General features: G+C 36.6%; 5 protein-coding genes. 4 read left to right on the top strand and 1 reads right to left on the bottom strand.

Annotation, left to right across the window (positions count from 1 at the left end):
- Window positions 1–83: 83 nt before the first annotated feature.
- Window positions 84–215 (top strand): phosphoribosyltransferase family protein, encoded by a 132-nt coding sequence (locus QME58_13780; protein ID MDI6804885.1) that lies wholly within the window; start codon window positions 84–86, stop codon window positions 213–215.
- A 76-nt stretch (window positions 216–291) separates the two neighbouring features.
- Here QME58_13780 and QME58_13785 read toward each other — a convergent pair whose 3' ends face one another.
- A complete protein-coding gene (locus tag QME58_13785; protein ID MDI6804886.1) occupies window positions 292–4,110 on the bottom strand; it encodes a S8 family serine peptidase in 3,819 nt (1,272 codons plus the stop codon).
- Between the two features lie 175 nt (window positions 4,111–4,285).
- Here QME58_13785 and QME58_13790 point away from each other — a divergent pair, with 175 nt between their 5' ends.
- From QME58_13790 to QME58_13800, 3 genes are read left to right on the top strand one after another with little or no spacing between them, the layout of a single operon-like run.
- Window positions 4,286–4,756 carry a MarR family transcriptional regulator gene (locus QME58_13790; GenBank protein MDI6804887.1) on the top strand — a complete coding sequence of 157 codons (471 nt, stop codon included), beginning with the start codon at window positions 4,286–4,288 and terminating at the stop codon, window positions 4,754–4,756.
- 47 nt (window positions 4,757–4,803) lie between these two features.
- Window positions 4,804–5,391, top strand: coding sequence for a YceI family protein (locus QME58_13795; GenBank protein ID MDI6804888.1), 588 nt, complete (start codon window positions 4,804–4,806; stop codon window positions 5,389–5,391).
- Window positions 5,392–6,549: a metallophosphoesterase gene (locus tag QME58_13800; GenBank protein ID MDI6804889.1), complete on the top strand. Its 1,158-nt coding sequence runs from the start codon at window positions 5,392–5,394 to the stop codon at window positions 6,547–6,549. It abuts the gene before it with no gap.
- Window positions 6,550–6,801 lie beyond the last annotated feature (252 nt).

Raw genomic sequence — 6,801 nt, forward strand, 5'->3', positions numbered from 1 at the left:
CGCTGGCAATATATGCATTATTTTTTTAATAAGCTAATAATCGTTAAAAAATCGCTGTAATTGCCCAGCGAAAATGTCAGGGTATAACGCTCATATTGGTAGATGATGTAATTACCACCGGTGCTACGATAGAAGCTGTGGGAAGAGTTCTGAAATCAGCCGGTGCCAAGAATGTATTTACAGCATCAGCCGGTTTAGCGAAGGGATTGGAATAAAATAAGAGCCGATTCCTTAACCGGAAATCGGCTCGATTTGATCATTTATCCAATAATCCATTAATCCAGGTGTTTTTTAATGCACTAGTAGCATCTTCTTAACTTGCATGAATGTTTTATTATTTCGAGTACTTACCGCTTGAAGTTGGTAAAAATAAACACCGCTTGAAATAGGGTTGCCGGAATTATTTCTTGAATTCCATTCAACTATTTTAATCCCTGCATTTTCAGTTTCATCAACTAGAGTTCGAACTTCCTGTCCCAAAATATTATAAATTTTTAATACCACTCTACTTGCTTCAGGTAATTGATACCTGATCGTAGTTGTTGGATTAAAAGGATTGGGGTAGTTTTGTGATAAAGCAAAAGTTTCTGGAATATTACCGAGTTCTTCCGCAACATTTGTGATTGATGTTGTGATGACTTCAATATCATCGAAATAAATTCCATCAGCTTCGAGGGTATCGTCGGTGGTTAAACGGAACCTTATATGGATCGAATCATTTCCAGGTCCAAAATATATCGGGTTTATCTCAACTGAATCCATCCCGCTAAGCGCACCACCAGGCGGTCGGTTAATTGTTATATATGTTTGTAATTTATTCCATTCAGTTTTATTATCCGATATCTCAACGTAACAGGTATCACCTTTATGGAGCACTTGTTGCCGCCACCACTTAACTTTTCCACCTTTGTAATTTGTTAAGTTTATCGACTCGAGGAGTGTTAAGGTATCCCTGAAATTTTTCGGATATCTCCCAAATCCATCAGTGATTGAATATTTGCCCGATTTTTTAACAGAATCTGATAACGTCCATCGTTTTCCCATATCCCATTTTGCTGTACCTTCTTCAAAATCATCAATCAATTCTCTTCCAATTAAGAAAGATAAATACCCTGATTCGGGATACCGCTGTAAATTAATATTGCTTGTCGAATCCCGTGCCGTGAAATAATATTCGATATTTTGTCCACCTATTGCGGGCGATTTTAAAGAGAAAGTGTCGGAAAAAGTAGATTCACTCCAATATCTCAGGTTTGCCCGTGATTCATTTTCATCACCTGATTTTTTAAAATAAATGAAAATGCTATCGTTGTTAACTGCTATGTTATCGGTTACATTGATATTAACTTTATACGGTCCAGCTAATTTTAAAGAATTCGGAATCAGTTTTTGTATTGATATCTCAGGTGGAACGAAATCAGGACCTACATAATAACTATGGATCTCATAAGGCAAGTAACCCCTGTTAGTTTTTACAAGCACAAAATAATTAACGGTACTATAAAAAGGAACATTAGGAATTGTTCCGCTGTAGTTTCCGGATAATTCTTTTATCATCTCATTTGTTTTATACGGATAGGCACCATCGTAATCCCAAAAAAGAGTAACTTTTTCGATGGAATCAGTGGTCGAAATTGTTGTGGTTAAATATCTTACTAATGTACTATCTTCTGTGTCGGAAAGTTTTGTTACAGTTACGCTTCCAAAGAACCAGTTAAAAATCCGTTTAATGATTTCTGTTCTAGCGGCTGCCTGGGTGATTCCCTCGAATCCTGAAAATCCGAAGTAAGCTAATTTATAAGTGCTGTCGTAACTGATTGCACCGACTGTGTTATTAGCGTACCTAAATGAAGGTTTACTCCCATTGATTGCGGTTATTACCTCCGGATATTGTTCTTCCTGGCTTCTTCCCGGTTGATAGATATTAAAAGACAAACCCTTACCGATTAAATCATTAGGGTCGCCAATTACTTTATTCACGTTAGCATCATCTGAAATATATTTTGATTTTAAATAATTTTCGAAAAATACTTTTGAACTGCCACCCGAGTTTAGATACTCGTTTCCAATCGGATCAGATAGATCCCAACCTATATCTTGTCCGGATAAAAATAATTTTCCTCCATTATCAAGATACTGAGATATTGCACTTCTATCGGAGCTATCTAACGAAGGGAAAGTCCATTCGCATGCCCAAATTACCATATTAAATTTTTTGAGGTAATCGCCGGTTAACGGTCCGTTCTTGATTCTATCGTGAATTAAATATTGTGTATTGAATCGACTTAATTCATCGGTATAATATTTTTCGATATTATTCACCCCATCATCGTCATCAACAAATAAAATTGTCGGGTTAATACCGATTGTCAGTGCGAATTCTTGTGAGAATCCATTATCAGCTGTGATGGTTAGAATAAGGGGAATGTTTGATGGAATAGCATCGGGAATAATATCAATCAAAAATTTATCATTGTTATTTATAAAAGTATTCGCTCCTAAATCAGATAAACCGGGTAAGTTACCAATGTAAATATTTCCTTTTGTAATAATAGCATTAGAATTATTCGTCGTAATTGTAGCGGTTACATTTGAAGCGTCGCCCCAGTCGTTTGAAATCTTTATTGAAAGAGCAATCAAATCTCCCGGTTCAGGAATTCCATTCCTGTTGCCCGCTGAATCGTAGTATGAATAATTAATCAGGTCAATTTTAGGTAGAGGCATTTTAACCGTGTCAGTAAGCGCCCGGAAAGCATTTATCGTTCCCGCACCAAGTTTACCGATGTAATCCGGATTGAGACTATCGATGTTATCGGCAGTTCCTAATATCTGGAACATAACATGAGCTGATGACCACGAAAAGTTTTTTGCTTTGATTAAACCTGCGAGAGAAGCAACTAAGGGACTTGCCATAGAAGTACCCATAAAGCGTTCATATAATTTCCCGCCAAAAAAAATGGAGGGATGAACAACAGTACTTAAAATTCCAATAGAATTATCGCCCCCGGGAGCTGAGATATCAACTGCTTTTCCGTAAGTAGAGTAGGAGGCTTTTTCATCATCTTCATTCAATGCTGCAATACTTAAAGCGAAAGGAGTTGCACCTAAGGCACCAACATTTTCGTTGTTACTATTACCGGCTGAATGACAAATTACAGTCCCTTTTTGAAAAGCATAACGCGCCGCATCGTTTACATATTGTCCGTTGCCTGTACCAAAACTTAAATTGGCAACATGAGCACCATTATCACCTGCATAAACAAATGCTTGTGCCATCCATAGCAATGTTCCGAGTCCACCACCGGATCTCGTGTGATAACCAATTCTTATCGGCATTATTTTAGCCGTCCAAGCTAACGATGAAATTCCATAAGCATTATTAGTAACAGCAGCCGAGATTCCAGCTACGTGCGTCCCATGTCCGTCAAAATCCATCGGATCGTTATCAGGAATATCGCCATCTTCACCAGGATACGCATCACCTGCAACTCCTGTTACAAAGTCCCAACCACGTATGTCGTCAATAAATCCGTTGTTGTCATCATCAATACCGTTGTTCGGAATTTCATTATAATTTCTCCAGATTGCTGCAGCTAAATCCGGATGGTCCCAATCTACGCCGGTATCCAAAACGGCAATAACTACGTTGGTGTCGCCCTGCGAAATTTCCCACGCTTGAGGGGCTTTTACTTGTGGCAGGTGTTGTAGTTGGTCATACAATGGGTCGTCGGGGATAGTATATTTTTCGACAAAATAATTTGGCTCAGCGTATTCGACGAGCGGGTCCGAACTAACTCGGCGGGCTAACAATTTAATATCTGTCGCTGATGAAACGGTAAGTACAACCATCAGAGATAATTCAGTTTCCGAAGTTCGTTTTAGTGCGTTGAATTGTATTTGAGGAAATGCTTGCTCGATTTTTTCAATTCGATATTTTGAAGAAAAATTTGAAAGAGCCGAATTTTTATTTATACCATCTGTGTTTGTTTTAAATTTTACTAATAACTGACCGGGGAAGTATTGTTTTATGGGACTTTTATTATCTGAATAGGAAGTGAAATGAAAAGCTAGAAAAAAAGCAAATATTAAAGAACGGAGTACTAATCGCATTTTATTTGGACCTAACAAATTGATATTGTAAAAATGTTAATTATTCGGGATTCAATATAGTAATATGTTCAGATTATATCAATACTCCCGGTATTTGCCATCACGGCTGGAAGTTTAGTTAAGCGGGAACTATTTAAATTTAATTTAAGTTTGAATAATGTAAACTTAAAAGATTATGAAAACCACTAGATCATATGGGAAAAAGACCGATTTAACACTAGATTTATGGGTTAAGTTGAGCCGGGCTTTCGCCGCAGTCAACAAAAAAGCGACTAAGGATATTGAAAAATATGGCTTAACTGAGCCACAATTCGGTGTTTTAGAGTGTTTAGGACACCTCGGCCAGTTAAGTATCGGTGAACTGACAAGAAAACAACTCGTAAGCCCCGGAAATATGACAGTGGTTGTCGATAATCTCGAAAAAGGAGGACTTGTTAAACGTTCACATGAACCGGGAAACAGGCGTGTTGTGAAAGTTCAACTTACACCCAGGGGTGTAAAAAAGTTTGAGGAAGTTTTTTTTAAGCACGCGCAATATATTACTCACCTCACATCAGTCTTAACAGAAAAAGAAGCCACTATTTTGGCAAAATTACTAAAAAAATTAGGTCTTATTGTTCAACAATTAAATCATAACCCAAAATAAAAAGAACGTATCCTTTAACTAAATGACGTTCTATAGGAGATACTAAAATGAAAAAATTAAAAAATATTTTCTTTGTTATTATATTCAGCATAACTGTTGCATCAACTCAAACTGTTTGGAAGATCGATCCGGCACACAGTGGAGTTGAGTTTACAGTTACATATCTTGTTATTAGTGAGGTAAAAGGTAGATTTACAGAATTCGAAGGTACTCTGACACAAACGAAGGACGACTTTACCGACAGTAAAATTGAGGCGACAATAAATGTCAAAAGCATTAGTACCGATAATGAGAGACGGGATAAACATTTGCTAACTGCCGACTTTTTTAATTCGGAAAATTTTCCGGATATTACTTTCAAGAACACTTCTTTTAAATCAAACGGGAAAAATAAATTCAATATCACAGGTGATTTAACGATTAACGGAATCACAAAACCTGTTAAATTAGATGCATTATTCAAAGGTGAAACTAAAGACCCATACGGAAATTCAAGAGCAGGTTTCAAAGCGACTACAAGCGTTAACCGATTCGACTACGATGTTAAATGGAACGCACCACTTGAGACAGGAGTATTAGTTGTAGGGAAAACAGTTGATATCATTTTGAACATACAGCTTATTAAAGAAAAATAAATGAGAACCAGTAGTTTCTTTCTCTTTTTTGGAATTATACTTGTAATCTACGGACTTATCAATTTTTATATTCTTAAACGTGGGTTACAAGTTATTCCAAAAGATTCACCCATCCGCATATATTACATTATAATATTTTTATTTCTTTCACTGGCGTATTTAGGGGGGAGGATTTTAGAAAGATTTATCCCAACTTTTGCAAACGATTTTTTAGTTAGTATCGGTTCATTCTGGCTTGCCGCAATGGTTTATTTTTTACTTTTTGTTCTACTTTTAGACCTGCTACGCTTACTTAATCATTTTTTTCCATTCTTTCCAGCCTTCATCAAAGATAATTTCGGAGTATTTAAAAAATACCTTGCGTTTTTTGTAACGCTGATTGTTATAATAGTAATAGTATTTGGTCACCTCAACGCTATTCACCCGAAAATCAAGACTGTAAATATCAAAATCAATAAAAATGTTGAAGGGATAAATGAACTTAATTTAGCGGTAATTTCGGATATTCATTTAGGAACTATAATCGGTCGTGAGCGATTTAGCAAAATTGTTGATGAAATAAATAAACTGAATCCTGACTTGATATTATTTGTCGGCGATATTGTTGATGAGTCGATTGGTCCAGTTATTAACGACAATATTGGGAAGTGTGTCGAACGGTTAAAATCTAAGTATGGTATCTATGCCGTTACAGGAAATCATGAATTTATAGGTGGTGTTGAAGCTGCAATCGGTTATTTCTCGAATCATAAAGTTAATTGGGTAAGGGATTCTGTAGTGAATATCGGCGATAAAGTACTCCTCGTCGGACGTGAAGACAGGATGATTACACGCTTCACAAATAAAGACCGAAAACCACTTGCAGAAATTATGTCCAACGTGGATTACAAAATTCCGATAATTTTGATGGACCACCAGCCGATTGGTTTGGATGAAGCAGTCGAAAATAATATAGATTTACAATTGTCAGGGCATACACACCACGGACAAATCTGGCCCCTCAATTACATCGCTGAAAATATTTATGAAGTCAGTTGGGGTTATCTGAAAAAAGGTAATACTCATTTTTATGTTTCGTGCGGAGTTGGGACGTGGGGTCCACCTGTAAGGTTGGGGAACACGCCGGAAGTGGTGAATATTAAATTAAGGTTTGAGTAAAATAATAATATCGAATAACGAATGGAGAAATGGCGAACGGGTGAATGGGGGGACCAATAAACTATAACAGTTTACTAATGAACTAAAACAAAGAACTATTAACTAATAACCAGATTTAGTTATTGGTTATCAGTTTTTAGTTATGGTTTTTTATGGTTCGCTTTCGCTCACCACAAGGTTGATAGTTTTAGTTTTTGGGCTCATCGTGGAAGTGAGTGGGTAAAAATGATAGATAGAAACAGCGTAACATAT

It is taken from the genome of Bacteroidota bacterium, from assembly GCA_030017895.1.
Lineage (GTDB): Bacteria > Bacteroidota > Ignavibacteria > UBA10030 > BY39 > JASEGV01.